A 1,177-nucleotide genomic window follows, 5' to 3' on the forward strand; every position below is an offset into this window, starting at 1 on the left:
TTTATAAGTGCTGATTTTTTGCTTTTTCGGCGTATTTTTACTTAATGCATTTTTTTGTTGGGCAGTTTTAGATTGCGCTGCTTTTTTGACGGTAGTTGTTTGATTGCCACCACTTGATTTGAGTGAAGTCGAGGGTTGTTTCTCTACAGCCGATGATTCGGTATTCATTGTAGTTATAGTTGGCTGAGGTGTTTGAGTGGAAGGTTTTTCGGTAAAAGGGGCCACAGGAGCAAGGCTAGAACTATTCAAAGCTGGAGCAGTTCCAGTGCTAATATTTAGATTATGTTCATTATTTGTGGTTTCTGCCACGGTTGATGTATTTTCAGTAGGTGTGTACTGAGTACTTTCAGGCAAATTTAATGCGATATCTTTTTCATTTACGATAAATTGTGGTGAAAGTGGACTTTCGTTAATGGCGGCTTTTTTTATAGACGATGGCTTTAAAACGGTTTTAATATGTTGAAGACGGGTTGCGTTACCTTCACTGACTTTTACGACAATATTCAGTTCAGGATCGATAATAGGACGCGATGAGGTAATCACAATAACGCCAGAACCCTGACCATTTTGGCGTGTATAAAAGTTTAGGTTACCCGGAGGTTGATGAGTTACTCCCAAGCCATTGAGATCATCTTGAGTGGCCAAACTGACTTGCAATGGGGTATTAGGATCTGCTTGCTGAAAATTCATTTCTGCATAAAGTAATTCCCCAGGTGCAGATTGAATTTGAATAGGATCTAATGTAATCGCATAAAGAGAAGGCGAAGACATAATGGTGAAAATGGCAATTTTTAATTTGTTATATGCAGTCATCTCAATCCATGACCTGATCAGTCGTAAAGTCGTTCAAAATTATACAATAATGGAATGTAAATAAATTGTTAATTTTTTACAAACCAGTTACGAAAAAGCCGATCAAATGTGATCGGCTTTTTATTTTGACTGAATAATTCAGATCAAATTATGAGCTTTTGTATTCTACTAAAATACGTAACATACGACGTAGAGGCTCAGCAGCACCCCAAAGTAACTGATCGCCTACTGTGAATGCGCCGAGGTACTCTTTACCCATATTGAGTTTACGTAAACGACCTACAGGTACAGTTAGGGTACCAGTTACAGCAACAGGTGTAAGATCAGTCATCGATGCTTCACGTGTATTTGGTACAACTTTAGC

The 1,177-nt window shown here is 38.3% G+C and carries 2 protein-coding genes; both read right to left on the reverse strand.

The window, feature by feature from the left end; genetic code table 11:
• A partial coding sequence (locus VXQ92_RS19560; RefSeq protein ID WP_416682913.1) for a FimV family protein occupies nt 1-813 on the reverse strand: 813 nt, incomplete at its 3' end.
• A 148-nt stretch (nt 814-961) separates the two neighbouring features.
• Nucleotides 962-1,177: Asd/ArgC dimerization domain-containing protein (locus VXQ92_RS19565; RefSeq protein ID WP_416682914.1), on the reverse strand; the 216-nt coding region annotated here is incomplete at its 5' end.

The organism is Acinetobacter sp. 228 (assembly GCF_048147885.1).